25 protein-coding genes are annotated in these 24,974 nt (G+C 69.5%); 18 read left to right on the top strand and 7 right to left on the bottom strand.

Annotated elements, in window-relative coordinates; all coding sequences use genetic code 11:
- Positions 1-49 precede the first annotated feature (49 nt).
- On the top strand, positions 50-319 hold the full coding sequence (locus P3F85_RS15075; RefSeq protein WP_374008662.1) for a hypothetical protein: 270 nt from the start codon (positions 50-52) through the stop codon (positions 317-319).
- On the opposite strand, the gene P3F85_RS15070 is transcribed toward P3F85_RS15075, so the two are convergent.
- Positions 292-1,242 carry a GlxA family transcriptional regulator gene (locus tag P3F85_RS15070; protein ID WP_374008661.1) on the bottom strand — a complete coding sequence of 317 codons (951 nt, stop codon included), beginning with the start codon at positions 1,240-1,242 and terminating at the stop codon, positions 292-294. The genes P3F85_RS15075 and P3F85_RS15070 overlap by 28 nt on opposite strands.
- An 86-nt stretch (positions 1,243-1,328) precedes the next feature.
- Between P3F85_RS15070 and P3F85_RS15065 the strand changes: the two genes are divergently transcribed.
- Positions 1,329-1,544 (top strand): hypothetical protein, encoded by a 216-nt coding sequence (locus tag P3F85_RS15065; RefSeq protein WP_374008660.1) that lies wholly within the window; start codon positions 1,329-1,331, stop codon positions 1,542-1,544.
- Between the two features lie 131 nt (positions 1,545-1,675).
- Here the strand turns inward: P3F85_RS15065 and P3F85_RS15060 are convergent, their stop codons facing one another.
- Positions 1,676-2,761 (bottom strand): LacI family DNA-binding transcriptional regulator, encoded by a 1,086-nt coding sequence (locus P3F85_RS15060; protein ID WP_374008659.1) that lies wholly within the window; start codon positions 2,759-2,761, stop codon positions 1,676-1,678.
- A 183-nt stretch (positions 2,762-2,944) separates the two neighbouring features.
- Here P3F85_RS15060 and P3F85_RS15055 point away from each other — a divergent pair, with 183 nt between their 5' ends.
- From P3F85_RS15055 to P3F85_RS15025, 7 genes are all read left to right on the top strand, one after another.
- Positions 2,945-3,811, top strand: a complete 867-nt coding sequence (locus P3F85_RS15055; protein WP_374008658.1) for an ABC transporter substrate-binding protein — start codon at positions 2,945-2,947, stop codon at positions 3,809-3,811.
- 18 nt (positions 3,812-3,829) lie between these two features.
- Entirely contained in the window at positions 3,830-4,618 is a 789-nt protein-coding gene (locus P3F85_RS15050; RefSeq protein WP_374008657.1) for an amino acid ABC transporter permease, read from the top strand.
- A complete protein-coding gene (locus P3F85_RS15045) occupies positions 4,615-5,385 on the top strand; it encodes an amino acid ABC transporter ATP-binding protein (RefSeq protein ID WP_374008656.1) in 771 nt (256 codons plus the stop codon). Before P3F85_RS15050 ends, P3F85_RS15045 begins: the two co-directional genes overlap by 4 nt.
- The gene (locus P3F85_RS15040; RefSeq protein WP_374008655.1) at positions 5,382-6,401 is read left to right on the top strand and encodes a Gfo/Idh/MocA family oxidoreductase; all 1,020 of its coding nucleotides are present in this window, start codon (positions 5,382-5,384) and stop codon (positions 6,399-6,401) included. The genes P3F85_RS15045 and P3F85_RS15040 overlap by 4 nt, the downstream gene beginning before the upstream one ends.
- Before the next feature lie 5 nt (positions 6,402-6,406).
- On the top strand, positions 6,407-7,537 hold the full coding sequence (locus P3F85_RS15035) for an NAD(P)/FAD-dependent oxidoreductase (protein WP_374008654.1): 1,131 nt from the start codon (positions 6,407-6,409) through the stop codon (positions 7,535-7,537).
- A gap of 45 nt (positions 7,538-7,582) precedes the next feature.
- Entirely contained in the window at positions 7,583-8,230 is a 648-nt protein-coding gene (locus tag P3F85_RS15030) for an HAD-IA family hydrolase (protein ID WP_374008653.1), read from the top strand.
- 68 nt (positions 8,231-8,298) lie between these two features.
- Entirely contained in the window at positions 8,299-9,177 is an 879-nt protein-coding gene (locus P3F85_RS15025; protein ID WP_374008652.1) for an alpha/beta fold hydrolase, read from the top strand.
- Here the strand turns inward: P3F85_RS15025 and P3F85_RS15020 are convergent.
- Both P3F85_RS15020 and P3F85_RS15015 read right to left on the bottom strand, forming a co-directional pair.
- A complete protein-coding gene (locus P3F85_RS15020; protein WP_374008651.1) occupies positions 9,174-9,620 on the bottom strand; it encodes a hypothetical protein in 447 nt (148 codons plus the stop codon). The two genes, P3F85_RS15025 and P3F85_RS15020, sit on opposite strands and share 4 nt — an antisense overlap.
- Positions 9,617-10,639, bottom strand: a complete 1,023-nt coding sequence (locus tag P3F85_RS15015) for a glycoside hydrolase family 6 protein (RefSeq protein ID WP_374008650.1) — start codon at positions 10,637-10,639, stop codon at positions 9,617-9,619. The genes P3F85_RS15020 and P3F85_RS15015 overlap by 4 nt, the downstream gene beginning before the upstream one ends.
- Before the next feature lie 221 nt (positions 10,640-10,860).
- Between P3F85_RS15015 and P3F85_RS15010 the strand changes: the two genes are divergently transcribed.
- The 3 genes from P3F85_RS15010 to P3F85_RS15000 all read left to right on the top strand — a co-directional run bounded on the left by P3F85_RS15010 (position 10,861) and on the right by P3F85_RS15000 (position 13,326).
- The gene (locus tag P3F85_RS15010; protein WP_374008649.1) at positions 10,861-11,331 is read left to right on the top strand and encodes a hypothetical protein; all 471 of its coding nucleotides are present in this window, start codon (positions 10,861-10,863) and stop codon (positions 11,329-11,331) included.
- Between the two features lie 103 nt (positions 11,332-11,434).
- Positions 11,435-12,586 carry an alpha/beta fold hydrolase gene (locus P3F85_RS15005; RefSeq protein ID WP_374008648.1) on the top strand — a complete coding sequence of 384 codons (1,152 nt, stop codon included), beginning with the start codon at positions 11,435-11,437 and terminating at the stop codon, positions 12,584-12,586.
- An 89-nt stretch (positions 12,587-12,675) separates the two neighbouring features.
- Positions 12,676-13,326 carry an IclR family transcriptional regulator gene (locus tag P3F85_RS15000; RefSeq protein ID WP_374010950.1) on the top strand — a complete coding sequence of 217 codons (651 nt, stop codon included), beginning with the start codon at positions 12,676-12,678 and terminating at the stop codon, positions 13,324-13,326.
- Between the two features lie 27 nt (positions 13,327-13,353).
- On the opposite strand, the gene P3F85_RS14995 is transcribed toward P3F85_RS15000, so the two are convergent.
- Positions 13,354-14,277, bottom strand: coding sequence for an MBL fold metallo-hydrolase (locus P3F85_RS14995; protein WP_374008647.1), 924 nt, complete (start codon positions 14,275-14,277; stop codon positions 13,354-13,356).
- Between the two features lie 93 nt (positions 14,278-14,370).
- Between P3F85_RS14995 and P3F85_RS14990 the strand changes: the two genes are divergently transcribed.
- The 3 genes from P3F85_RS14990 to P3F85_RS14980 all read left to right on the top strand — a co-directional run bounded on the left by P3F85_RS14990 (position 14,371) and on the right by P3F85_RS14980 (position 17,716).
- Positions 14,371-15,573, top strand: a complete 1,203-nt coding sequence (locus tag P3F85_RS14990; protein WP_374008646.1) for a glutathionylspermidine synthase family protein — start codon at positions 14,371-14,373, stop codon at positions 15,571-15,573.
- Complete coding sequence (locus P3F85_RS14985; protein WP_374008645.1) at positions 15,566-16,144, top strand: hypothetical protein; 579 nt, start codon at positions 15,566-15,568, stop codon at positions 16,142-16,144. The genes P3F85_RS14990 and P3F85_RS14985 overlap by 8 nt, the downstream gene beginning before the upstream one ends.
- A gap of 1,140 nt (positions 16,145-17,284) precedes the next feature.
- Entirely contained in the window at positions 17,285-17,716 is a 432-nt protein-coding gene (locus P3F85_RS14980) for a hypothetical protein (RefSeq protein ID WP_374008644.1), read from the top strand.
- Positions 17,717-18,637: 921 nt separating this feature from the next.
- Here the strand turns inward: P3F85_RS14980 and P3F85_RS14975 are convergent.
- Positions 18,638-20,530 (bottom strand): FAD-binding monooxygenase, encoded by a 1,893-nt coding sequence (locus tag P3F85_RS14975; protein ID WP_374008643.1) that lies wholly within the window; start codon positions 20,528-20,530, stop codon positions 18,638-18,640.
- A 124-nt stretch (positions 20,531-20,654) separates the two neighbouring features.
- Here P3F85_RS14975 and P3F85_RS14970 point away from each other — a divergent pair, with 124 nt between their 5' ends.
- From P3F85_RS14970 to P3F85_RS14960, 3 genes are read left to right on the top strand one after another with little or no spacing between them, the layout of a single operon-like run.
- Complete coding sequence (locus tag P3F85_RS14970) at positions 20,655-21,992, top strand: O-acetylhomoserine aminocarboxypropyltransferase/cysteine synthase family protein (RefSeq protein WP_374008642.1); 1,338 nt, start codon at positions 20,655-20,657, stop codon at positions 21,990-21,992.
- 8 nt (positions 21,993-22,000) lie between these two features.
- Positions 22,001-23,320, top strand: a complete 1,320-nt coding sequence (locus P3F85_RS14965) for an NtaA/DmoA family FMN-dependent monooxygenase (protein WP_374008641.1) — start codon at positions 22,001-22,003, stop codon at positions 23,318-23,320.
- A 4-nt stretch (positions 23,321-23,324) separates the two neighbouring features.
- Complete coding sequence (locus P3F85_RS14960; RefSeq protein WP_374008640.1) at positions 23,325-24,290, top strand: DMT family transporter; 966 nt, start codon at positions 23,325-23,327, stop codon at positions 24,288-24,290.
- A 93-nt stretch (positions 24,291-24,383) separates the two neighbouring features.
- Here P3F85_RS14960 and P3F85_RS14955 read toward each other — a convergent pair whose 3' ends face one another.
- A complete protein-coding gene (locus P3F85_RS14955; RefSeq protein WP_374008639.1) occupies positions 24,384-24,938 on the bottom strand; it encodes a CGNR zinc finger domain-containing protein in 555 nt (184 codons plus the stop codon).
- Between the last annotated feature and the right edge of the window lie 36 nt (positions 24,939-24,974).

The following is a 24,974-nucleotide window of genomic DNA, read 5'->3' as shown; positions in this document are numbered from 1 at the left end:
CGGCAGATCCCGCTTTTGTTCACGCGGCCGGGGGAGTAGTTTCCCGGTCATGGGAGACCGTTCGGAGCGGGCGCGGGCCTGGCGCAGAGAGGGTGTGGGCATCCTCCTCGCCGCTCTCGCGCTGATCGCCACGGTCGCCGTCGCCGTCGCGATCCCGACCCAGGGCGAGAACCCGCGCGCGTGGGGGGTCGTGCTCTGCGGGCTGGCGACCGTCGCACTCTGCGTCGATCTCGCGATCCGGAACCGGCGCCTCCTGCGTCACTACCGCGGGGACGACCTCGCCCCCCGGCGTCACACGCGTGCGAAGGCCGCCCGGTAGCGGGTCGGGGGAACGCCCACCTCGGCGTCGAAGTGGTGCCGGAGGAGCGTGGCGCTTCCGAAGCCGCACTGCCGCGCCACCTCGTCGATAGGCAGGTCCGTCGTCTCCAGGAGCAGCCGGGCGCGCAGGATGCGCTGGGTGGTCAACCACTGCATGGGCGAGACGCCCGTTTCCGCCACGAAGCGCCGCGAGAAGCTGCGCGTCGACATGTGCACCCGTTCGGCCAGGCTGCCGACGGTGTGCGCCTCCTCGAGCCGGTCCGTCAGGTGGTCGAGCAACTCGCTGAACGTATCGTTCTCGCAGTCGCTGACCGGCTTGTCGATGTACTGGCGCTGACCGCCGTCGCGCTGCGGGGGGACGACCATGTTGCGGGCGATCGTGTTGGCGACGGCGCTGCCGAGTTCGCGGCGGACCAGGTGGAGGCTGGCGTCGATCCCCGCCGAGGTGCCGGCGCTCGTGATGATGCGGCCGTCGTCGACGAAGAGGACGTCCGGGTCGACCCGTGCCTCGGGGAATCGGCGCTGCAACTCCGCCGAGTAGCGCCAGTGCGTGGTGCAATCACGACCGTCGAGCAGGCCCGCGGCACCGAGCGCGAATGCGCCGGAGCAGACGCTGAGGAGGATAGCGCCCCGGTCGTATGCCCGGCGCAGCGCATCCAGGAACTCCTCGGGATACTCGTCGCGCACCGTCGCGGCGGGCACGGCGATGAGGTCGGCATCCTCCATCGCCTCCAACCCGCGTGGGGCCGTGAGCGTGACTCCGACCGCACTGCGAATCGATGCGTCGGGATGGATGGTGCACACCCGGAAGTCGAACGGCTCGAGGCCCGCGTAGCTGCGGTCGAGCCCGAAGACCTCGCAGACGACGCCGAATTCGAACATGGCGAAGTCGTCTATGAGGGGCACCGCGACGGATCGGATCATGCGCCCGAGTGTAGTGGCCGAATCTTTGCGAAGATAGACCTGAAGCCACCTCGTGTCCGAATATTTACGTCCGTAACGTATGAGTCATGGCAAACACGACATGGACACAGGGTATGGAGCATGGCTGGGTCCGCCGCCCGGCGCGGACCGTCGGAGGAGAGCCGATCGCGCGGCGACGGTTCGTCCTTAGCGACTGGCTGCCCGCGGCGATCCTCGCCCGCGGCGGTCACGTCGACCGCGAGACCGAGCGCGCGCTCGGCGACCTGCGCGCCGCCCAGGCCGCGCGCGACCCCCGCCGCTAACCCTCGGGGGACTTCGCATTCGTGACGAATCGTCGCTCTGCTAGGCGCAAAGCGCTCATTCGTGACGAATCTCGCTTCCAAGGCAGGGCGCACATTCGTGACGAATGGTCGGTTCGGTGGCGGCAAAGCGCTCATTCGTGACGAATCCGTTGGGGGGTGGGGGACGCGACGGAGGAGCGCCGCACGAGCCGGGCGTCGAAGACGACGGCCTCGTCGTCGACCCGCTCGCCGTGGATGCGCTGCAGCGCCAGCCGCGCGGCCGCAGCACCCAGCTCGTAGATCGGCTGCTCCACGACGGTCAACGGCGGCGTGGTGATGCTCGTCCACTCCGGGTTGTCGAACGCGATGAGAGACACGTCCTCCGGGATGCGCAGGCCCAGCGTGCGGATCGTCTGGAACACGGTCATCGCGATCAGGCTGTCGGACGCGATGATCGCGGTGACGGGATCGGGGCCACCGAGGAGTTCGCGGGCGACCACATCCACCCCCCGACGGCGCGCATCGAGCCGGATGTAGTCCTCCGGTGACGGGATGCCCGCGTCGGTGAGCGCCTCCATCACCCCATCGACACGGTCGGCGACGCTGGACATCGTGATGGTGTCGCCCGGCGTGTAGGCCGGTGCGCTGTGGTCGTGGGTCGAGATGAACGCGATGCGGCGGTGCCCCTCAGTGAGCAGCTCCGCGGTCGCGTGCGCAGCGGCGGTGCGGTTGTCCACGGTCACGGAGTCGTAGTGCTCCCCGTCTGCGCGGCGGTCGAGCAGCACCAGCGGCCGCCCGGCCGCCCCCACGTTCGCCAGGTGGGCGACGCGGGCGGAGGAGGCCGGCGCGACGATGAGCGCATCCACCCGCTTGTCCAGCAGGACCTCCACGGCGGCCTTCTCGGCATCCACGTCTTCATCCGAATTGGTGAGGATGACGTCGTAACCGGCTTTGCTGGCGACGTCGGAGATCCCGCGCATGGCGTGGGCGAAGAACGGGTTCTCGATGTCTCCGACCACGACGCCGATCGTGTTCGAGCGGCCGGTGTTCATCGACTTCGCCAGCGCATTCGGCCGGTAGTTGAGCTCCTCGGCGGCGGCCTGGACGCGGGATCGGACGGCGTCGCTCACCTGGCCGTAGTCGCCGAGGGCGCGGGCCGCCGTTGCCTTCGAGACCTTCGCCGCGCGGGCGATGTCGGCCACCGTGGCGGCGCGACGGGACTCGGGGCGTGGGGACATCGGCGGACCCTTCCTGTTCGCGTCTCCCGTGTTGACGTAACCGGGAAACGTGTTGTAACGTCCCAGAAAACCAACTGAGACCGGTCTCAGCGTAATCGCCAGAGACCGGTCTCAGCAAGAAGCAGATCGACGAGGATCGCGTCCCGCTCCACGTCGGCACTCCCCACACGATTGGACCCCGCAGTGAAACGACGCACCCTCCTCCGGCCGGCCGGGCTGCTGGCCGCCGCGGCCACCGCCGCCCTGGTCCTCGCCGCCTGCAGTTCCGGCGGCGCCTCGGGCGCCTCCACCACGGACAACCCGTACGGGCTCATCGAGGCGGGCACGGTCCGCGTCGCCAGCCTCGGTGACGCGAAGCCGTACACGTTCACCGACGCGAGCGGCAACTTCACCGGCTTCGACGTCGAACTCTTCACCGATGTCGTCAAGCGCGCGAAGCTCGGCAAGGCCGTCTTCACCGGACAGGACTTCTCCGGTCTGCTCTCCGCGGTCGCCAACCACCAGTTCGACGTCGGCGTCGCCGCCATCGGCATCACCGACGAGCGCAAGAAGACGGTCGACTTCTCCGACGGCTACCTCGCCGGCTACCTGACCGTGCTGACCACGAAGACCTCCGGCATCGACTCGGCAAAAGACCTCGCCGGCAAGCGCCTCGGCGTCGTGCAGGGCACACTCCAGGAGGCGTACGCGGTCAAGAACTTCCCCAAGGCGAGCCTCGTCCGCTTCCCCGACAACAACGCAGCCGTCTCGGCGATCAACAGCGGGTCGGTGGATGCGCACTTCCTCGACTACGAGGCCGCGAAGAGCTACATCGCCCAGTACCCGGCGCTGAAGGACGCGGAGGACATCCCGTCCTTCGACGCTCCCGCCGGATTCGCCATCGCCAAGGGCAACCCGGCCCTCAAGAACGCGCTGAACAAGGCCCTCCACGCGGCTATGGAGGACGGCACCTGGAAGACGCTCTACCAGAAGTGGTTCCCGGGCTCGCCGATGCCCACGCAGTACCTGCCGAAGGCGGAGCAGACCGCGACGCCGACCCCCGGCAAGTAACGCGGACAGGAGATCCCCATGGACTGGCTCACCACCATCACGCACACCTTCTTCGACATCCCCTCGATGCTGCAGGTCTTCCCGCAGCTGCTGGGCGTCGGGCTCGTCAACACGCTGATCATCTCGATCGCGGCGACCATCATCGGCGTCGTGCTCGGCATGGTGGTCGCCGTCATGGGGATCTCCACCTCCCGCTGGCTGCGCATCCCCGCCCGCATCTACACGGATGTGTTCCGCGGCCTGCCGGCGATCCTCACCATCCTGCTGATCGGCCAGGGGTTCGCGCGCTTCTCGCAGGCGATCTTCGGGCCGTCCCCGTACCCGCTGGGAATCCTGGCGCTGTCCCTCATCGCCGCGGCGTACATCGGCGAAATCTTCCGCGCGGGCATCCAGAGCGTGGAGAAGGGGCAACTGGAGGCGTGCCGCGCGCTCGGCCTCAGCTACGGCAAGGCAATGCGCCTGGTCGTCGTTCCGCAGGGCATCCGGCGCGTGCTCCCGGCGCTCGTCAACCAGTTCATCGCCATCGTGAAGGACTCGAGCCTCGTGTACTTCCTCGGCCTGCTGGTGGGGGAGCGGGAGCTGTTCCGCGTCGGCCAGGATGCCGCCGTCCTGACCGGCAACCTGTCGCCGCTCGTGCTGGCCGGACTGTTCTACCTGGTCATCACCGTCCCGCTGACGCATCTCGTCAACTACTTCGACAACCGGTTCCGCACCGGACGCCGCAAGGCGGCCCCGCCCAAGAGCGGACTCGACGAGCTCGACGAGGTCCAACCGCCCGCGCCCCTCACCCTCGGGAGCAACACATGACGTACACCTCGCCCTTCCCCGCCCAGACCACGCCGGACTTCCGCGGCTCCTCGCTCGACCTCGTCGACCTGACGATGGCGTACGGCGACATCGACGTGCTGCGCGGCGTGAGCCTCTCGGTCGCTCCCGGAACCACCACCTGCGTGATCGGCCCGTCGGGCTCGGGCAAGTCGACGATGCTCCGCGGCATCAACCGCCTCCATGAGCCCAAGAGCGGCGACGTCCTGCTCGACGGCGCCAGCATCCTCGGGACGAAGCCGGACGCACTGCGCCGCCGCATCGGGCTGGTGTTCCAGCACTTCAACCTCTTCCCCGACCACACCGCCCTGCAGAACGTCACCCTCGCGCTCCGCAGTGTGAAGCGGATGCCGAAGGCGGAGGCGCTGCGCGTCGCCGAGGAGCGGCTGACCGAGGTAGGTCTGCGGGAGCGGATGGATCACCGGCCCCGCGACCTGTCCGGCGGTCAGCAGCAGCGCGTCGCCATCGCCCGCGCGCTCGCCATGGAGCCCGAGGTGATGCTCTTCGACGAGGTCACCAGCGCGCTCGACCCCGAGCTCGTGAAGGGCGTCCTCAACCTGATGGCCGATCTCGGCCGTCGCGGCATGACGATGGTCGTCGTCACCCACGAGATGAACTTCGCCCGCAAGGTCGCCGACCAGGTCGTGTTCATGGACGAAGGCCGCGTCGTGGAGGCGGGACGGCCGGACGACCTGTTCGACCGGCCGCAGAGCCCCCGCCTGCAGCGCTTCCTGTCGGAGGTCCTGTGAGCGAGGGGAGTCCGCTGCGCGTCGGCCTGATCGGCTACGGCGTCGCCGGGCGGGTCTTCCATGCGCCGTTCCTGGCAGCGGATCCGTTGTTCGAGCTGGCGGCGGTCGTCACTTCGCAGGCCGACAGGCTCGCCGCCGACCATCCGTCCGCGGTGGCGGTCCCCGATGTGGATGCGCTGCTCGCGCAACCGGGTCTCGACCTGGTGGTCGTGGCGTCGCCCACGCCGTGGCACGTGGCACACGCGACGGCGGCCGTGGATGCCGGTGTCGCGACCGTCGTCGACAAGCCGTTCGCCCCGGATGCGGCATCGGGACGGGCTCTCATCGAACGCGCGCAGGCGGCGGCCGTCCCGTTCACCGTCTTCCAGAACCGCCGGTGGGACGGCGACTTCCGGACGCTGCGCCGCTTGGTCGCGGACGGCGCGCTGGGCGACGTCCGGCGCTTCGAGTCCCGGTTCGAGTGGTGGAAACCGTCGGCCGACGACTCCTGGAAGTCGACGACAGCAGCGGCTGAGGGCGGCGGCATCCTGTTCGACCTGGGCGCCCATCTGATCGACCAGGCGCTGCTCTTGTTCGGCCCCGCGCGGGTCGAGCATGCGGAGGTCCGCAACCGCCGCGGCGGTGAAGCGGATGACGACGTCTTCGTCGTCCTCGAACACGACGCCGGCACCACCAGCCACCTGTGGATGAGTGCCGTCGCACCCATCGCGGGACCCCGGTTCCGGGTGCTCGGGAGCCGCTCTGGCTTCCTCTCCTGGGGCCTCGACCCGCAGGAGGGCCAGCTCGCCGGCGGGATGCGTCCGGGCGACCCGCATCTCGGACGGGCGCCCGCACCGGCCCGGCTCGGAAGCGACGCCCACCCCGATGAGGTCACCCTCGCCCCCGGCGACTACGCCGCCTTCTACCGCGAACTCGCCGCCTCCCTCCGGGACGGCGCCCCACTGCCGGTCGACCCGCGGGACAGCCTCGCTGCCCTCGAACTGATCGACACCATCCACACCCTGAACCGAAAGTGAGCACCATGACCGCACCATCCACCCGTTCCCGTGTCGTCGTCATCGGCGGAGGCGTGCTCGGAGTCTCGACCGCGACGCAGCTGGTCCGCTCGGGAGCCGACGTGACGCTGCTCACCGAGGGCGGGCTCGCCGACGGCGCGAGCGGGCGTTCGCTCTCGTGGCTGAACACCGCGGGCCTGCGCTCGCCGGAGTACCACGCGCTCCGTCAGCTCGGCATCGACCGCTACCGCACCCTCGCCGCCCGCGAGGACGTCTCGGACTTCCTCCGCTTCGATGGCGGCCTGACCTGGGCGCCGGAGGGCGAATCCTTCCTCCCGATCATCGAGCACGAGCGGTCCATCGGCTACGACGCCCGCTGGGTCACCGCCGACGACGTCGCCGAGGTCACGCCGGGCGTCGACCCGTCCGCGATCGCCTCGGAAGGAGGCATCTTCAACCCGGGCGAGGGATGGGTCGACCTACCGTCGCTCATCGCCCACCTCGCTGAGGAGTTCGGCGCGCGCGGCGGGGAGCTGGTCACCGGCGCCGGTCACGTCGAGGTCGTGGTCGAGGACGGTCGCGCGGTCGGCGCGGTGACGCCCGACGGCCGGCGCTTCGACGCGGACGCCGTGCTGCTCGCCACCGGTCCTGGGGTGCCGGCGCAGGTCGCCGAGCACGGCATCCGCATCGAGGACGGCAGCCCCACGGCGCTCCTGGTCTGGACCAAGCCGGTCGCGACCGAGCTGAAAGCCGTGCTCAACACGCCGAACGTCGCCGTCCGTCCCACTCCGACGGGAGCGCTCGCGCTCGACTCGGCCTGGTCGGAGGAGTCGCTCGTCGTCGGCGATGACGGCTCGGTCACGGTCCCGGACGGCATCGTCGACCGGTTGCTTGAGGAGGCGTCCCGCGTCCTCGCCGGACACCCGGCGCTGGAGCTCGACGGCTTCGGCATCGGCGGCAAGCCCATCCCGGGCGACGGCGAGCCTGTGCTCGGCGAACTGGAGCAGGTGTCCGGCTACTTCGTCGCCTTCACGCACAGCGGTGCCACGGTGGGACTGATCGCGGGCGAGCTGCTCGCCCGCGAGATCCTGACCGGAGAGAAGTCGCCGCTGCTGGAGACGTTCCGCCCCGCGCGGTTCTCGGCCGCCCTGGTGTGACGGCCTGCCCGGCGGCCTCGGTCCCGCGTCTCCTATGCTCGGAGCGTGGGTGAGATCGAGGCGGCCGGGTTCCTGTTCGACATGGATGGGACGCTGGTCGACTCGACAGCCGTCGTCGAATCCGTCTGGTCGGAGTTCTGCCTGCGTAGCGATCTCGACCCCGTCGCGCTTCTCGCGTACGCGCACGGCCGCCAGGCGGCCGACACGATCGCGCACTTCCTCCCTGACCTGGCCCAGGCCGAGCGCGACGGGATGGCACGCGACCTCGTCGCCCACGAGCTGACGCGGACCGAGGGCGTCGTGGAGATTCCGGGCGCCGCTGCGCTCATCGAGCGACTGGTCGCCGGTGGAGCGCCGGTGGCGATCGTGACCAGTGCGCCGCGCGACCTGGCCGTCGCGCGGCTGCGAGCAGCCGACGTCCCCGTGCCCGAGGTGCTGGTCGCCGCGGAGGACGTCCAGCGCGGCAAGCCCGACCCGCAGGGCTACCGTCTCGCCGCCGACCGCCTCGGCGTGCCGATCGCCGACTGCGTGGTGTTCGAGGATGCGGAGGCGGGGCTGCTCGCCGCGGTCGCATCCGGTGCCCGCGTCGTCGTGGTCGGCGCCCACACCTCCGCGACGACCGCCTCCCTCCCGCGCCTCCGCGACTACCGCGGCTTCGAGGGGCACGTAATGGCGGCTATTCCGTCCGAATAGGCGCCACTACGTGCACTTCGACGGAACTGCGTTGCACGGGAGGGGGCAGGCGGAGGAGGATCGGCGGCATGGGCACGGCGAGCGCCGGTAGGCGGCTTCCGAGACGCCCGGCGTCGAGCCTGGCGGAGCGCTGGACGACGGTCGACGGAGTGGACGTCTTCTACCGCGAGTCCACGAATCCGCCCGACGCTCCGGCGATGATGCACGTCCACGGTTTCGGCCTGTCGGGACGCTACCTCCTGCCGACCGCTGAGCGTCTCGCCGACGACTTCCACACCCTCGTCCCCGACCTCCCCGGCTTCGGCCGCAGCGGGAAATCGTCGGCCGGCCTCGACATCCCGGATCTGGCGCACGCTGCGGCGCGCTTCCTCGACGAACGGGGGATCCGCACCGTGACGCTGGTGGGCAACTCGATGGGCTGCCCGGTCATCCTCGAATTCGCGCACCACTATCCCGAGCGGCTCGAGCGGGCGGTGCTGGTCTCGCCCGCCGGCGGGATCTACAACCAGCCGCTCCGCCGTGCGATCGGTCAGCTGGCACGGGACGGTGGACGCGAGCCACCGCGGATGGTGCGGGTCGCCACGCCCGATTACCTGCGGTTCGGCGTCCCGAGCACGATGAAGATGTTCCGCGCGCTGACCCAGTACCCGTCGCTCGCGCGTCTGCTCGACCTGCACGTCCCGACGCTGGTCGTGCTCGGTGACCGCGACCCGCTGATGCCGCACCACGAGCGGGTGCGGCAGATCGCCGCGGAGACCGACAACCATGTGCTGCTGGTGAGGATCGAGGGCGCCGCGCACGCGATCAACTTCAGTCACTCGGGGGAGCTGGCCCACATCATCCGGCAGTTCATGGCAGACCAGCCGATCACCGACGACCCGGACTCCCCGGGGCACTCCCGGGTGTGGGAGGTGCACCGCGGGACGCACCTCCCGCCTGCGGACTAACGGCTGGTGAGGCCGCTGCCCTGCTCGCAGATGGTCCGCCGCACCCAGGCGTCCGTGTCCGTCGTCGCCAGTTCGCCCGACCGTATGAGACGGACGAAGTCGAGCGCGTGCTCGGTGAGCCGGCCGTCGGCCGAGTCCGGCGCATCCCGGCCGACGTGGATCGCCAGCCACCGGGTGGGTCGTGTGCCGATCCGCGCGGCGACGGCGACCATCCCGGCGAAATGCCGGGCCTGACCGTCCGTCCCGTCATCCACGTGCCGGCGGAAGCCGCGGCCGCGGATCCGGTTGGAGCCGCCGCTGCCCGCGTCGACGGGCCAGAAGAGTCCGCGGCGCACGCCCGCGACCTCGTGGCCGAGCCGACGGAGGAACTCCCTCGGCGACGCGGTCCGCGCCGCCACCACGGCGCACGCCTCAGCCAGCCGGGAGCAGCCGTCGCCGCTCATCCCGCCCCACCGCGGAGCAGAGCCTCCGCTCCGGCCTGCCACCACACGCCTGCGGCCGGGCCGCCGTTGCAGGTGCCGTCGCTGACGCCGGGATGCTTCACCCAGAGGAGAGCGTCCAGCTTGCCGCCGTCGCCTTCGGTCACCTTCGGATCCGCGCCGAGCTTGGCGCCCGGTGGGTTGCACCAGGTTCCGGTCCAGCCGTTGCCGTTGCGGGAGACGTCGATGACGTAGTGCTTCCAGCCGACCTTCGACGACAGCCGTCCGGCGTAGTCGCGCTCGCGCTGCGTGGTGTCGAAGTTCGAGACGTTCGTGAAGAACCCGTGCGCACCCTCCACGCCCGCCTGCTTCAACCACGCGGCCTGGTCGTCTGCAGAGAGCCAGCGGGCGTTACCGCCGTCGAGGTAGGTCGCGATGCCCGCGGACTCCAGGATGCCGACCGACGCCTTCAGCAGCGGCAGACGGACTTGCGCCGAGCCGTCGCACTTCGGGTCGGAGAGCATGCCGAGCGAGTCGGGCTCCAGCAGCACGACAGCATGGCTGTCGCGCAGAGTGGATGCGATGGTGCGGATCCACGGGAGGTACTGGTCGGCCGCCAGCCCGCCCTTCGAGTAGCCGCCGCAGTCCCGGTTCGGGATGGCGTACGCGACGAACACCGGCGTCGCCTTCTGGGAGCGGGCGTCGGCCACATCGTTCCGCAGCTCGGTCACGAGGCGGTCTCCCTGGAACCACTCGCCCAGCCAGACAGCGGTCGGTACCGCGGCGATGCGCCCGACGATCAGGGAGGACTCCGTGTCGCCCTGCAGCTCCAGACGCTTCTCGGCGGCCGCGGCCTCGGTGTTCGGATCCAGGTACAGGCGAGTGGATGCGAAAGCGCGGGGCGCGTCGGCGGTCGCGGTCGGCGTCGGGGCGGCTTTCGGGGTCGGACCCGGTTCGCCCTGGCGGGTCAGCCCGAACCCGACCGCGGCGACCACGATCACGAGGCCCGCAGCGACCGCAGCGATGACTATCGGCTTGCGCATCCGCTCCCCTTTCGGACCCCGAGAACACACCATAACAGCGCGGGGTGGACCGTATCCGTGTCGCCCGGATTGGGGTACAAATCCATGTCCTCCAAATGACCCACAGAACGGTCTTTCTGGCTATGCTCGCGCTTGTCACACACCCGAGTTACTCCTGAGCTCCGCGAAACCGGACCCGAAATCCGGTCCGCGGAAGACCCGAACGCTGCAAAGGACGTATCGTGCACACCACTTCGTACAACCGCGCCCACGACCAGGCCCAACTGCTCGCCCGCCGCCACGAGCGCGATCTGCACTGGGCGAAGGAGCGCCGCCGCCAGCATGAGCGCGAGGCCGCCGAGGCGCGGGCCCTGCTGTCGGTGCCGCGGCTCCGCCTGGCGCAGCCGACGCTGTGGACCGCGGGTGCCCTGCTGGTCGCGGCCACCGGCGCGTGGGGATTGGCCTCGGCCGCGCTCGCGCCCTCCCTCGGACTGATCGTCGACGCCGCTGCCGTGGCGTTCGCGATCGTCGTGCTGGTCGGAGCGGCCGTTTCGCTCGGCCGCGTGCGGGCGCGGCGCGCTGCCGCCCGGGCGCTGCTCCATGCTCGAGACGCACGGCTGTCGCACACGCAGTTCCACATCCACGAGAGCGTGCACTCGTTCATCGGTGCGCGAGTGGATGTGATCAACACTCGCGAGACCGTCCCGGCCTGAGTCGCGCTCACCGACTCGGAGGCCCGACCTCGCCGCACCCGGGGCCGGCATGCCACCATGGCGTGTGCGCATGCGGGGGAGAGGGCGGCGAAGGATCGCCGGTGTGGTCGCCGCGTTGGGCGTCGCGCTGGCCACTCTCGCCACCGGGTGCTCGCAGCAGGTGCGTGGTGAGGAGGACCTCCTCGCCCGCCCGTACACCGGGCGCTTCTACGACGACCCACCGAGCGCGGCCGGCGCACCGGGTACCGTCGTGCGAAGCGAGATCGCCCCCGGAGCTCCGCCGGGTGCGACCGCGTGGCGCATCCTCTTCCGCTCCAGAGACCTTCAGGGTCGCCCCGTCCTGAACAGCGGGATGCTCGTCGTGCCGGACGCCAAGGCGCCGGCCGGGGGCCGCACCGTGGTCTCGTGGGGTCACCCCACGACGGGCAGTGCGGAGAAGTGCGCACCGTCCCGCTCGGTCGATCCGTATCTCTGGATGGAGGGGCTCCCGAGCCTCCTCGAGCAGGGCTATGCGGTGGTCTCCACCGACTACACCGGCATGGGCGTCCCCGGGCCGGACTCCTACCTGATCGGGGAGACGGACGGCCGGAACGTGCTCGACGCCGCACGGGCAGCCCGTGACCTGCTCGGTTCGGCCGCGAGCGACCGGGTGCTGCTGTGGGGTCACTCGCAGGGCGGTCAGTCGGCGCTCTTCGCGGCGCAACTGTGGAAGCAGTACGCGCCCGAGCTGGACGTCCGCGCCGTCGCCGTCGCGGCTCCCGCGACCGACCTGGCGTCCCTTCTCCGCGCCGACATCGGCGACATCTCTGGTGTGAGTATCGGGTCGTACGCCTTCGCCGCCTACTCGGAGGTCTATGGCGCGCCGCTGGACAGCATCCTGACGCCGGAGGCCATTACCGCACTCCCCGCGATGAACGACTTCTGCCTCATCACCCAGAACAAGGCGCTGCACGCGGTCGCGCAGCCGCTCGTCGGGCACTTCGTCTCGGCCGACCCGGCGACGACCCAGCCGTGGGCGACCCTCCTCGCTCAGAACACGCCCGGCGGGACCGCCCTGCCCGTGCCGCTGCTGGTGGCCCAGGGTCTGAGCGACAAGCTGGTGCGGCCGACTTCGACCGCGGCGTTCGTCAGCCACGAGAAGGCGCTCGGCACCGACGTCACCTACGACGCCGTGCCCGGGGCCACGCACGGGACCATCGCCGACAAGGCGCTGCCGACGGTGCTGTCCTTCTTCGAACATCTCGACGCTCGCTGACCGTTTCTATAATCGAACACATGCCCACGATCGACGACGGCGCCGGAGCTTCCGCGCCCCCGCTGCAGACGCTGTCGCGCGGCATCCGGATGCTCGAGCTGCTGGCCGACGCCGGCGAGCCGCTCACCATCGCGGCGATCGCCTCCCGGATGGGCTTGCACCGTTCGATCGCCTACCGCATCCTGCGGACCCTGGAGGATCACGGCCTGGTGGTGCGGGACGCTGCCGGGACCGTCGAGCTCGGACCGCGGATGGCGACCCTCGCCCGCGCCGTCTCGCGCGACCTGCAGGCGGTCGCGCTCCCGCAGCTCACCGCAGTGGCGAACGAGCTGACCATGACCGCGTTCCTCGCCGTGCTCGACCGCCACGACGTCGTGACCCTGGTGACGGTGGAGCCCGCCCACGCCCACGCGACCGTGGCGCAGCGTCCCGGCACACGGCATCCACTCGCCTCCGGCGCGCCGGGGATCGCGATCCAGTCGGTGCTGACGGACGCGCAGTGGCGCTCGCTGCCGGGGGAGCACGCGCGCGACGAGGCCGAGCTCGCCCGCGACCGCGGCTATGCGACGAGCCACGACGAGGTGATCGCCGGGCTCGCATCCATCGCCGTGCCGGTGCGGGCGCCCGGCCAGCCGGTCGCCGCGCTGGCGGTCGTCTACGTGACCAACGACGTGGATGCGGACGCCATCGGTGCGCGCTTGCGCGAGGCCGCCGCGGCCATCGAGGCCGACCTGCGTTAGCGCCTGCCGGCGCGACCACCGGACCCGTCAGGTCGCGTCGAGGCCTCCGCGGGCGACGAAGTCGCGGTGCAGTGCGGTCTGCGAGAGCGCCGAGAGCAGCGTGAAGCCGCGCAGTCCGTCCCAGCCGCCGGTCCAGGTGAGGGTGCGGGCGACATCCCACACCGTGCCGTCGGGATGGGCGGCCACCTCGCGCGCTCGCCGTAGGTGGTGCTCGGCGAGGGCGTCGCAACGCTCAGCGAGACCGGTGAAGGGATGCTCGTGACCCGGGAGCGCCCGGCCGCTGATTGCGGCAACCCGCCGGAGGCCCGCGAGGTAGTCGGCGATCGGGTTGGAGGCTGTCGGACCGCCGAGGCCGAGTCCCGAGTTGATCGTCGGGAGCACGTGGTCGCCGGTGAAGAGGAGACCCGCATCCTCGTCGTGCAGGCAGAGGTGGCCGGGGGTGTGGCCGGGCGTCCACACGACCCGGATGCTGCGCCCGGGCACGTCGAGCAGGTCGCCGTCGGACAGCAGCCCGTCGGGCGCGGGGAGCGACGGAGCGGTGGACACGCCTGCGGCAGCGCGGAGCTCGGCTCGACGGTCCTCCGGGACGCCCCACGCCTCCAGCGCGGGTGACGGCAGACCTTCTGCGATCGCGGAAGCCGCCGCAGCTTCGGCCTCATGCATCAGCACCGGGGCTCCGGTGGAAGCGCGCAGGGCGGCTGCGCCACCGGCGTGGTCGCCGTGCAAATGCGTGACCACGATCTGCGCGATGTCCGACGGGCCGCGTCCGAGCGCATCCACCGCGTCCCGAAGCACCGCGCCGGCCTCGTCGGTCGCCGACCCCGGGTCGATCACGTGCAGGTGCCCGCGGTCGTCCTCGATGAGGTAGGCGAGGCTGTGCGGAAGTCCGCCGCCGGGCATCGGGACGCGCACCAGATGGACGCCGTCGGCGATCGTCTCGAAAGCGCTCACGCCGCCAGGTTAGACCCGCGGCCGCGTGGGCCTCCTGGTCGGTTACGCTGTGGTTCGGTACGAGCGCCGGAGGCCGGCGGTGAGGGGCGATCGATGCGGCGCGAAGGTTCCACGCCCCGGCCGGACTGGCGCGCGCGGCTCGACGAGATCGGGTTCACCTTCTACGACCTGCCGTCCGAGGGCGGCCGGCCGTACTGGAACGAGGCCGCCGCGTACGCCTTCACGATGGCGGAGGTCGAACTCATCGAGGCGGCCACGCAGGAGCTCTTCGACCGGTGCATGGAGGCGGTGGAGCATGTCGTCCGCCAGCGGCGCTTCGCCGAGTTCGGCATCCCGTCGCGGTTCCACGACCTCGTTGAGGCGTCGTGGGACCAGGACGACCCGACCGTGTACGGCCGCTTCGATCTCGCCTACGACGGCGCGGGAACGGTGAAGCTGCTGGAGTTCAACGCCGACACCCCCACCTCCCTCGTGGAGTCGGCGGTCGCCCAATGGCAGTGGCTCACCGAGGTCCGCGGAGACGGCGCCGACCAGTTCAACTCGCTGCACGAGCAGCTCGTGGAGCAGTGGGAGCACATCCGCCGCGCCCGCTGGGGCCTCGCTCCCGGTGCCCGGCTGCATCTCGCATCCCTGCACGACTCGGGCGACGGGCAGCTCATCGTCGAAGACTTCGAGACCGTCGCCTACATGGCCGAGACGGCGCAGGCTGCCGGGTTCGACCCCAAGCTGGTCTACGTCGAGGACCTGCAGTGGGATGTGGACTCCGCGCGCTTCCTCGACGGCGACGGCGAACCGGTGCGCCGCATCTTCAAGCTCTACCCGTGGGAGTGGATGGTCAACGAGCAGTTCGGCGGCTTCCTGCTGCAGAGCCGCGGGACCACGCAGTGGGTCGAGCCGATGTGGAAGCTGCTGCTCAGCAACAAGCAGCTGCTAGTTGTGCTGTGGGAGCTGTTCCCGGGCCACCCGAACCTGCTGCCGGCCTTCGCCGACGCGTCCGCGCTCGCCGGCGATCCCTTCGTGCGCAAGCCGCGGCTGGGACGCGAGGGGGCCAACGTCACCGTCTTCGGTGGCGACGGCGCGGTCGTCGCCGAGCAGCCCGGGCCGTACGGCGACGAGGGATTCGTCTACCAGCGCCGTGCGCAGTTCGCGCCCATCCCGGGCAAGACGGCCGTGGTCGGTTCGTGGGTGGTCGGCGACAGCCCCGCCGGCATCGACCTGCGCGAGACGAGCGGCCCGATCACCGGAGACCTGGCCGAGTTCGTTCCCCATTACATCGAGGAGGACCGACGTGCGTAGCCGACGCCCCATCGCCCTCAGCGGCATCGCCGCGGCGAACCGCGCCCTCCCGCGCGTCGCCATCGGCGTCACGACCGTCGCCGCCGCGACCCTCCTGCTCGCCGGATGCTCGGCCGACGACGAGGGAACGGTGCGGAAGGCGAGCGACGGCACCAACTACGTCCTCCCTGACGATGCCCGCCGCCCCGAGTACCGCACGCGCGAGGACTGCATCGCCGACGTGACGGAGCAGCTGAACAAGCTCCGCGCCGACGGGAACGACGTCAACGACGACCCGGAGTCGCTGTGCGAGTCATCCGACGCCTACCCCGGGCACTACCACTCACCGTGGATCGGGCCGATCCTGTGGGGCAGCGCGCTCTGGAACAGCGGTCGCGTCGCATCCTGGTCGCCCGTGCGCGACGGCGGTTTCTCGTGGACCAGCGCCAACATCCAACCGGATGTGGTGCAGCGGGCTCCGTCCGGTGCGGCGCCGGGCGACCGCGCCCCGCTGAAGGGCGGCTTCGGCACCTCGGGCAAGGCGGGTATCGGCGGAGCGGGTGCCCGCGAGGGCGGCAGCGTCGGCGGCTGAGGTGGGCGCCCTATGCACGGCTTGATACCGGCCTGAGCCCATTTGGGCGAGGAAGAATGGTAGTCATGCCGGCAACTGAAGCCTTGGGCGCCCACTGGATCCAGCGCATAGCAATGGTTGTCCCTATAGGGATTGTCGTCGGAGCGTCTTTCGTTAGTTATCTTGCGTCTCCGACGCCGGGTGGCCTGTTCGTGCTAGTCGCTGTGCTTGCTGTTGGCGGGTATGCCCTAATCCGCTGGACCGTTTTTGCTGGTGTTCGAAGAGCTGGCTCTGACATCGTGATAGTGGGAATCTTGTGGTCCCGTCGAATCCCTGCTCGGGCAGTCGTGCGGGTGTCCAAGGGTTATGTATGGATTCGTTGGCAGACCAGTGCGGGCAAGGTAGTCCTCACCCCCGTAACAGCGCTATGGAGCAGACCACGACCGCTCGAGTCCGTCACGCATCACAGCGATGCAGCGGTCAACAAGATTCGCCAATGGGTGCGAGAAGCGAAACAGCCGGCGAGGCGGAACTGAAAACATAGCGCGCGGTTGGCTCGTACGACATTCGTCAAGGGCACAGGGGTTGTGCGTCCACTACGATGTGAAGCCCCACCCGTTCAGAATCGTGGGACCAAAGTGGCACTGGCAGATCAACGGCTGGACACGAGGAGGGCCTCGCCGAAATGGGTGGTCACTACGTTTCCCGTCCTATCGCCGCTTCTGAAGCGCTAGTCGTCCGTCTGGAGGTGTTGGGCGACGTAATACATGATGCGCGGATAGACCTTCGCGATGTTGCTCTCAAAGGTGCAATCTTCAGTGCAACGGGCGTTGTCGAAAGATCGGAAGGACGCAACCTGGCACGATTTCCGTTCGAACTCACCATCGCGAGTCGTCGAAATATGCCATCAGCGACGAAGCTGACGCTGGACTGGTGGTGGTAGAAGACGTGAGCATTGTGCCGGGCACTGTCGTGATCACCAGTGCAATCCCCGCCACAATCCGCATCAGCACCGAGGCGTCCCAAGCGCGAGTTTCAGTAGCGAGCAGTCCGAGCGCGATTCGCCGCTGGTGGCGGTGGGCTCGATCACTACCATGTCGACGTGAAGACGAAGAACGTTCGCGACCTTGGCACACGTCACTACCGGTGGAGGCAGTTCTGATGTGGAAGCCCACTGGCCTCGGTTTCAACACAGTCGATCCCGACGACAGTGCTGTGTATCTTGACCCCGAGCTTCGGCATCGACTGGACGCGCTCAGTCCACGTCAACTGGTCGAACTAGACCTCGCCATGGACGCGGTCATCGAACGCGTTTACGAAGACCTAGACAAGGAATTCAAGCCGGAAGATGAAGACAGGTACTACATGCAGGCTCCGCCACAGAGCATCCGTCTTCGCAATGTCGATCCCAGTCGTGACTTAGCCGCAAGCTTGGCCGCACAAATCGACGGCGTCCCCCTTCGATGGCGTCTCGATATCGCTCAATCTTTAGGCAGCTACATTCGCGACTATGGCCCGTCGCAGCGAAAGTACTTCCGGATTCTCAAGCGCATCCAGAGAGAATCGCTCAGCGCGCCAGGATTATCGGAGTAGGCAGCGAGGGACGCTTCACGGATGACAAGTCGATGGGTTGCGTATTACGCGTTCGGCCTTGCCTGGTTGGCGTTCCTGGTCGTTTTGATGATCGGCCGGATGCAATCCTCACCCCTCGGAGCTCGCAACGAGTTGATACTCGGGGGCGCGATTGTGGGCCTCGTGACGCTCGGGTCCCTTTTCGCGATTTGGCTTTGGGTCCGACCCGCGGCCAAATTACGGTCACACTTCCGCGCTAAGCATCCCGAGCTGCTCGTTGAGAACGCGCGCAGAGACGACTTCCGCGGAATGTTTGACTTAGATCAGCCGAATTTGGTTTACCGGGATATTCCCTACTTTGTGACGGTTGTGGCGGGGGAGCGGGGTCTCTCTGTCTGGGCGCCACGCGAGAATGGAGAAGAGCCAATCCAGCTGCTCACTCTCGCTTGGAACAACCTGGGACCGTTTCAGCTAGCGGCCGGTAGCGGGCCCCTTCCCCAATACGTTGTCCAAGCGGACCTTGGCGGGCCAAACGACGACAGGGTACAAATATCCTTCGGGTCGGAGACTTTCGGGGGCGTGTTTCCTCCGTCATTTTCGCGGTCGACTCGGACCTTAGAAGCGCTGGAGAGTGCGCGCGAGAAATGGTCGGGTACACCCTCGCGTAGTTAGCCAGCAGCAATATCCCTGCGCTTGGTTCCGAGGCCCCGCTGAGCAAGGGGCGGCTTGCTGGGGAGTCGCCGGTGCCACATGTGCGCCTCTCGGCCGATTTGGATGCTCGGGTGACTGCTCGCAGAGCAGGAGCATGTCAAACGCAGCGAAGTGATCCGCGAAGCCTTCGACAGCTATCTCCGCAGCGCTTGAATGGTCGTCTATTCGACGCGTCGACAACCCTCGGACCCTGTGAGTCGCAAGGATCGGCGAGCGGGGCGGCCGCCGACCTCAGCTCGCGAGCGCGGTGCTCCGCAGGATCGGGCGGAAGAACGCGGCCAGTTCGTCCGTCGCGGTGAGCGGCAGCACGGCGGCCACGTACTGGTCAGGCCGCACCACGACGATCGCGCCGGTGCGGTCGATGCCGCGCTCCGCGAAGATGTCGTTCGCGGGGTCGCTCGCGTAGACCTTTTCGTAGTCGATCAGACCGAACGGCCCGACGCGAGGGAGGAACAGCCGGGGCACCAGCCCGAGGTCCACGGCCGTGTGGTCTTGTTGGTAGATGACCTTCACGTCGAACCAGGCGTCCGGGTCGGCGCCCTCAGGGGTGGCGGCGAGCGGCGACTCGGGGGCGGACAGCATCCACTCGGCCAGGTCGGCGACGGCTGACGGCTGCCCGGCAGCGGCCTCGTCCGCGAACACGTAGATGCGCCAGCGGCCGTCGGCGCGGGCGTGGTGGCCCAGGTGGACAGGGTTGCCGTCGCACACCCGCTCGACCGGTGCGGACTTGAACCGTTTGCCGACCGGGAAGCCGGTCGCGAGGTCCTGGTGCGCCGCGTCACCCACGATCAGCGAGGGCGAGTACTGCGTCATGAAGCCGGCCGGGAACTCCGCCGTCCGCACGTAGAAGTCCTCCAGCTCCGAGGGGCTGGCGAACTCCTCCGGCTTCTTCGCCATCAGCGTCGACCACTCCTTGTCGAAGTCGATGAGGTCCTTCGCGACGACCTGCCGCTCGGCGGAGTAGGTGGCGAGGAGCGCCTCCGGAGCCCGACCGTCCAGCACATGGCCGAGCTTCCAGCCGATGTTGAAGCCGTCCTGCATCGAGACGTTCATCCCCTGGCCGGCCTTCGCACTGTGTGTGTGGCAGGCGTCGCCGGTGATGAAGACACGCGGGGTGCGGGTTCCCACCTCGTCCAGCGGCACGTCGTCGAAGCGGTCGGTCAGGCGGTGGCCCACCTCGTAGACGCTGTGCCAGGCGACGTTGCGCACGTCGAGCGTGTACGGGTGCAGGATGTCGTTCGCCTTCTGGATGATCTGCTCGATCGTCGTGGAGCGGATGGCGCGGTTGTCTCCCGGCTGCAGCTCGCCTAGGTCGACGTACATCCGGAACAGGTACCCGCCCTCGCGTGGGATGAGCAGGATGTTGCCCGCCTCCGACTGGATGGAGCACTTGGTGCGGATGTCGGGGAAGTCGGTGACGGCCAGCGCATCCATGACGCCCCAGGCGTGGTTGGCCTGATCGCCGGCGAGGTGGCAGCCGATCGCTTCCCGGACCTTGCTGCGCGCACCGTCGGCGCCGATGACGTACCTGGCGTGCACAACCCGCTCGGCGCCCTCGTCGGGCCCGACCGTCCGGCGCAGGGTGACGGCGACGGGATGCTCGCCCTCGCCGACCTCGAGGCTCACGAACTCGTAGCCGTAGTCGGGCGTCAGGCGCGAGGGGGAGTTGGCGGCGACCTCGGCGAAGTAGTCGAGCACGCGTGCCTGGTTGACGATCAGGTGCGGGAACTCGCTGACGCCGGTGGGGTCGTCGACGGGACGGGCGGTGCGGACGATCCGGGAGGGATCGGTCTGGTCCGGCTTCCAGAACGCCATCTCGGTGATCCGGTAGGCCTCGGCGATGATCCGCTCGGCGAATCCGAACGCCTGGAAGGTCTCGACGCTGCGCGCCTGGATGCCGTCCGCCTGGCCGATGGCGAGACGGCCGGGCCGGCGCTCGACGAGCCGTGTGACCACGCCGGGGAACTGCGCGAGCTGCGCCGCGGCGATCATGCCGGCCGGTCCGCTCCCCACGATCAGCACATCGACGGTGTCCGGCAGGTCGGCCGGGCGGTCGATGCCGGTGCCTGCTGGCTCGTGGATGTTCGGGTCGCCGGAGACGTAACCGTGGTGATGGAACTGCACAGGGTCCTCACTTCGTCGTAAGTCGTTCACTATGCGAACGCACTGTTCGCATAGTGACGTAATAGTAACGTAGCTTTCCGCAACAGTGGGACGGCGTGACCGGGCCGTACCGCACCATAGGGGGATGCCGGAGTTCAGCACAGCGCAGGTCCACGCGGGAGAGTCCCGCGACGCCGCCCATGGCGCCCGCGTCACGCCCATCTACCTGACCGCAGGGTTCGAGTTCGACAGCTTCGCCCAGGCGGAGGGCCGCTTCGGAGGCGACGAGGCGGGCTACACCTACAGCCGCTCGGGCAACCCGACCACGGCCGCCCTGGAACGCCGCGTCGCCGCACTGGAGCACGGTCGCGAAGCCATCGCGGTCGGGAGTGGGCAGGCGGCGCTCACGGTCGCGCTGCTCGGGCTGGTGCAGGCGGGCGACCACGTCCTCTCGGCGCAGAGCATCTACTCCGGTACCCGCGGGTTGTTCGAGAACGGCCTCCGCCGGCTGGGCGTCGAGATCGAGTTCGTCGACGACCCGACCGACCTCGACGAGTGGCGCCGCCGCATTCGGCCCGGCACCCGCGTCCTGTTCGGCGAGTCGATCGCCAACCCCGGCAACGAGATCCTGGATATCGAAGGCGTCGCCGAAGTGGCGCACGAGAGCGGCATCCCGCTGATCGTCGACAACACCCTGGCCACCCCGTACCTCCTGCGGCCGGGAGCCCATGGTGCGGACATCGTCGTGCACTCGGCGAGCAAGTACCTCGGCGGTCACGGGTCCACCCTCGGCGGCGTCATCGTCGACCAGGGCAGCTACGACTGGGCCTCGTCGCCGTTCGCGCACCTGACGGCTCCGGACGAGTGGCTGGAGGGGGCGAGCTACGTGCAGGAGCATGGCGCCGCCGCCTACACGGCGTTCGCCCGTTCGGTGATCGCGTCCCTGTTCGGGCCGGTGCTGTCGCCGATGAACGCGTTCCTCATCCAGCAGGGCATCGAAACGCTCTCGCTGCGCGTGCAGCGGCAGTCGGACACGGCGCTGGCGGTCGCCCGCTGGCTGGAGGCGCAGCCCGAAGTGGTGCGCGTCGACTACGCCGGCCTGGAGTCGCATCCCGCGCATCCACTCGCCCTGCGCTATCTGCCACGCGGCCAGGGCGCGGTGCTCGGATTCACCATCGCGGGTGGGACCGCCGCCGCCGAGCGGTTCTACGACGCCGTCGAGCTGTTCAGCCGGATGACCCACATCGGGGACGTGCGCTCGCTCATCCTGCATCCCGCCTCCACCACGCACGCGCACCTGCACCGCGACGTGCGCGAGCAGACGGGAATCAGCGACGGCCTGCTGCGCCTGTCCATTGGGCTGGAGGACGCCGATGACCTGATCGCCGACCTGGCGCGCGGGTTCGCCGCGGTGAATGCGGCGGACGCCGTCGCGGCGGACACGATCGTGACGCACGCGGTGGTCGCCGCCGCGGGACGGTAGGAGGAGACATGGCACGCCTGCAGCACTTCGGCTGGTTCTTCAGCCGCGGGTTCGGCCCGCAAGGCTGGGGCCACCCCTACTGGGAGTGGGGCTACGACTGGACCCGTCCCGACCTCTACCAGCAGTCGGCGCGCGAGCTGGAGCAGGCCGGTCTCGACCTCGTCATCATCGAGGATGCGCTGTCGCTCGGGTTCCCGGATACGCTCGACCTGCGGGTTCGCGAGGCCTACGGCGGCCCGAAGCACGATCCGCTCATCCTTTCGCCGTATCTGTTGGACGCCACGCAGCACCTGGGTGTCGCGCCGACGATCAACGCGGGCGCCTACCCGCCGTACGTCGCGGCCCGGCAGTTCGCCAGCCTCCACCACCTGAGCGGTCACCGGTTCGGAGTGAATGTCGTCACCGACGTCGGCAGCGCCCGGCACCTCGGCCTTCCTGCGCTCTCACACGACGCGGCGTACGACCGGGCGGAGGAGTGGCTGACCGTCATCCGCCGGCTGTGGCACAGCTGGGACGACGGTGCGCTCGTCCAGGATGCCGCCACGCGCCACTTCGCGGACGGCTCGAAGATCCGCCCGTTCGAGCACGACGGGGAGTACTTCCGCCTCGCCGGGCCGCTGAACGCCGTGCCGTTCACCGAGGGCGACCCGGCGATCGTCTCGCCGGGAGGGTCGCCGCGCGGGATCGCGTTCGCGGGCACGCACTCCGATGTGCAGCTCGCGCTCGCGCCGCTGGATGCGCAGAGCATCCGCGACTACCGCACGAAGGTCCGGGAGGCTGCGATCGCCGCCGGCCGGAACCCGGACTCGATCAAGGTGCTGTTCGTCTTCAAGCCCGAGGTGGTCCCGAGCGACGAGGAGGCGCGTCGCGTCGTCGAGGCGTCGAAGCATCCCACCGACGAGGAGCTGTACCGGGCGCTCGCCGGCCAGTCCAGCGACCTCGAGACCGATCTGACCGTGCTGTCGCTCGACGAGCCGTTCGACGTGTCCGTCTTCGGTGACCACGTCTCGCAGGGAAGCATCAAGGGGCTGTTCGGCAAGCAGGGCATCCGCGACGGCGTCACGCTCCGCGAGCTGATCGCACCGAAGGTCGTGAAGGGGCGGATCGCCGACCGGGCGGGCTTCGTCGGGACGGCGGAGCAGATCGCAGACTTCATCGAGGAGATCGGGGACGAGGCCGACAATGACGGTTTCATCTTCTCGGGCGACCTGCACCCCGTCACTCTGCACCGCTACCTCGACGAGCTCGTCCCGGTCCTCCGGCGGCGTGGCATCCTGCGCACCGAGTACGGCAACGGCGGCATCCGCGGCAACCTTTCGGACTTCTGACCCGGTGGGGCGTCAGGCGGCCGGTCTCGTGGCCATGCTGGCGGCGCAGCTGTCGTTCAGCACGAGCAGCATCCTCCTGAAGCCGCTTCTGGATGCGGGATGGTCGCCGGCCGCCGCGGTGGCCGTCCGGGTCGCGCTCGGGGGGCTCATCCTCGTGGTTCCGGCGCTCGTCGCGCTGCGGGGGGAGCTGCGTCCACTGCTCCGGAACGGGAAGCTCGTGCTGGCGTACGGGCTCGTGGCGGTCGCGGGCACGCAGGTGCTGTACTTCGCCGCGGTCCAGCGGCTGCCCGTCGCCGTCGCGCTGCTGATCCAGTACACCGCTCCGGTACTGCTGGTGGCGCTCGGGTGGCTGCGCGGTGGACCGGTCCGGCTCGTCGTGGTGGCCGGGGCGGTTGCGAGTGTGGCCGGGGTGATCCTGGTCGTCGATCCGTTCGCCTCCGGCGGGGCCATGGATGCGCTCGGCATCGCGCTCGCGCTGGCGGCGGCCGTGTGCCTGGCGGGCTACTACGTGCTGTCCGCCGCGCCCGCGCCGGGGCTCCCGCCGCTGGCGCTCGTGAGCTCGGGTCTGCTGGTCGGTGCTGTAGCGACAGCCGCGGTCGGCGCGACCGGACTGCTGCCGCTCACGGTTTCGGCGCAGCCGGTGACGCTCGGCGGCGCGAGCCTGCCGTGGTGGCTGCCGATGGCCGTGGTCGCCGTCGTCGGCACGGCGGTCGCGTACTCCCTGAGTCTCGCCGGGTCGCGTCGCCTGGGGTCGCGGCTCGCCTCGTTCGCCGGGCTGACCGAGGTGGTGTTCGCGGCGGCCCTGGCGTGGCTGCTGCTCGGCGAGCAGCCCGCGCCCCTGCAGCTCGTGGGCGGCGCCTGCATCCTCGCGGGGGTGGTCCTGGTACGTCTGGAGCCGGTCGACCGGCGTCCGTCAGCGCAAGGCGCAGAGGGTGCGGACCCGGCGGAGGTCGCCTCACCCGCGCAGTGAAGGAGATCGACGTGCGATTCTCCTTCGATTGGCAGTCACGCAGGAGATTCGAAGAGGATGCGACCGAATCCCCGACGGTAGGAGGGGGGCTTTTCAGGCGCCCTGCTCCTTCCGTGCCCGGAAGGCGATCATGTTCATCCGGTTGCCGCAGCGGACGCTGCAGAACCGCTTCGATCCGTTGCGCGAGAGGTCGAGCACGAGTCCCGTGCAGTCGTCCGCCCCGCAGACCCGGAGCCGTCCCGTCTCGCCGGAGCGGATGACGTCGACCAGCGCGAGCGCGATCTCCACGCGGATGCGCTCGGCGAGCGGCGCATCCTGAGCGGTCGCGTGCAGGTGCCAGTCGAACCCGTCGTGGCGCATCAGGTACGGGAGTGCGTGGGCCTCGGCCAGCATGGCGTTGACTTCGAGGGCCGCGGCATCGCGGTCGAGGGCCCAGGTGCGCTGGATGCGTTCGCGTGTGGCGCGCACATCTTGCAACTCGGCCTCGTCGCCGTCGACGCGGCCGGAGTAGCGGTTCTCGACCAGCAGCGCGGCGAGTTGCTCGACGGTGGCGAGCTCGTCCTCGCCGCTGCGGGAGGCGCCCGGGTCGGTGTCGCAGAGGGCGACGGCGAACTCGAGAGCATCGACCGTGTCAGGGGCAAATTGCAAGTTGACTCCTTACTCCGGACAAGACTAGCGTCAGGA

The organism is Leifsonia sp. T36S-04, assembly GCF_042465655.1.
Lineage (GTDB): Bacteria > Actinomycetota > Actinomycetes > Actinomycetales > Microbacteriaceae > Leifsonia.
The sequence above is the reverse complement of the archived record's forward strand: the minus strand, read 5'-3'. Positions and strand labels throughout refer to the sequence as shown.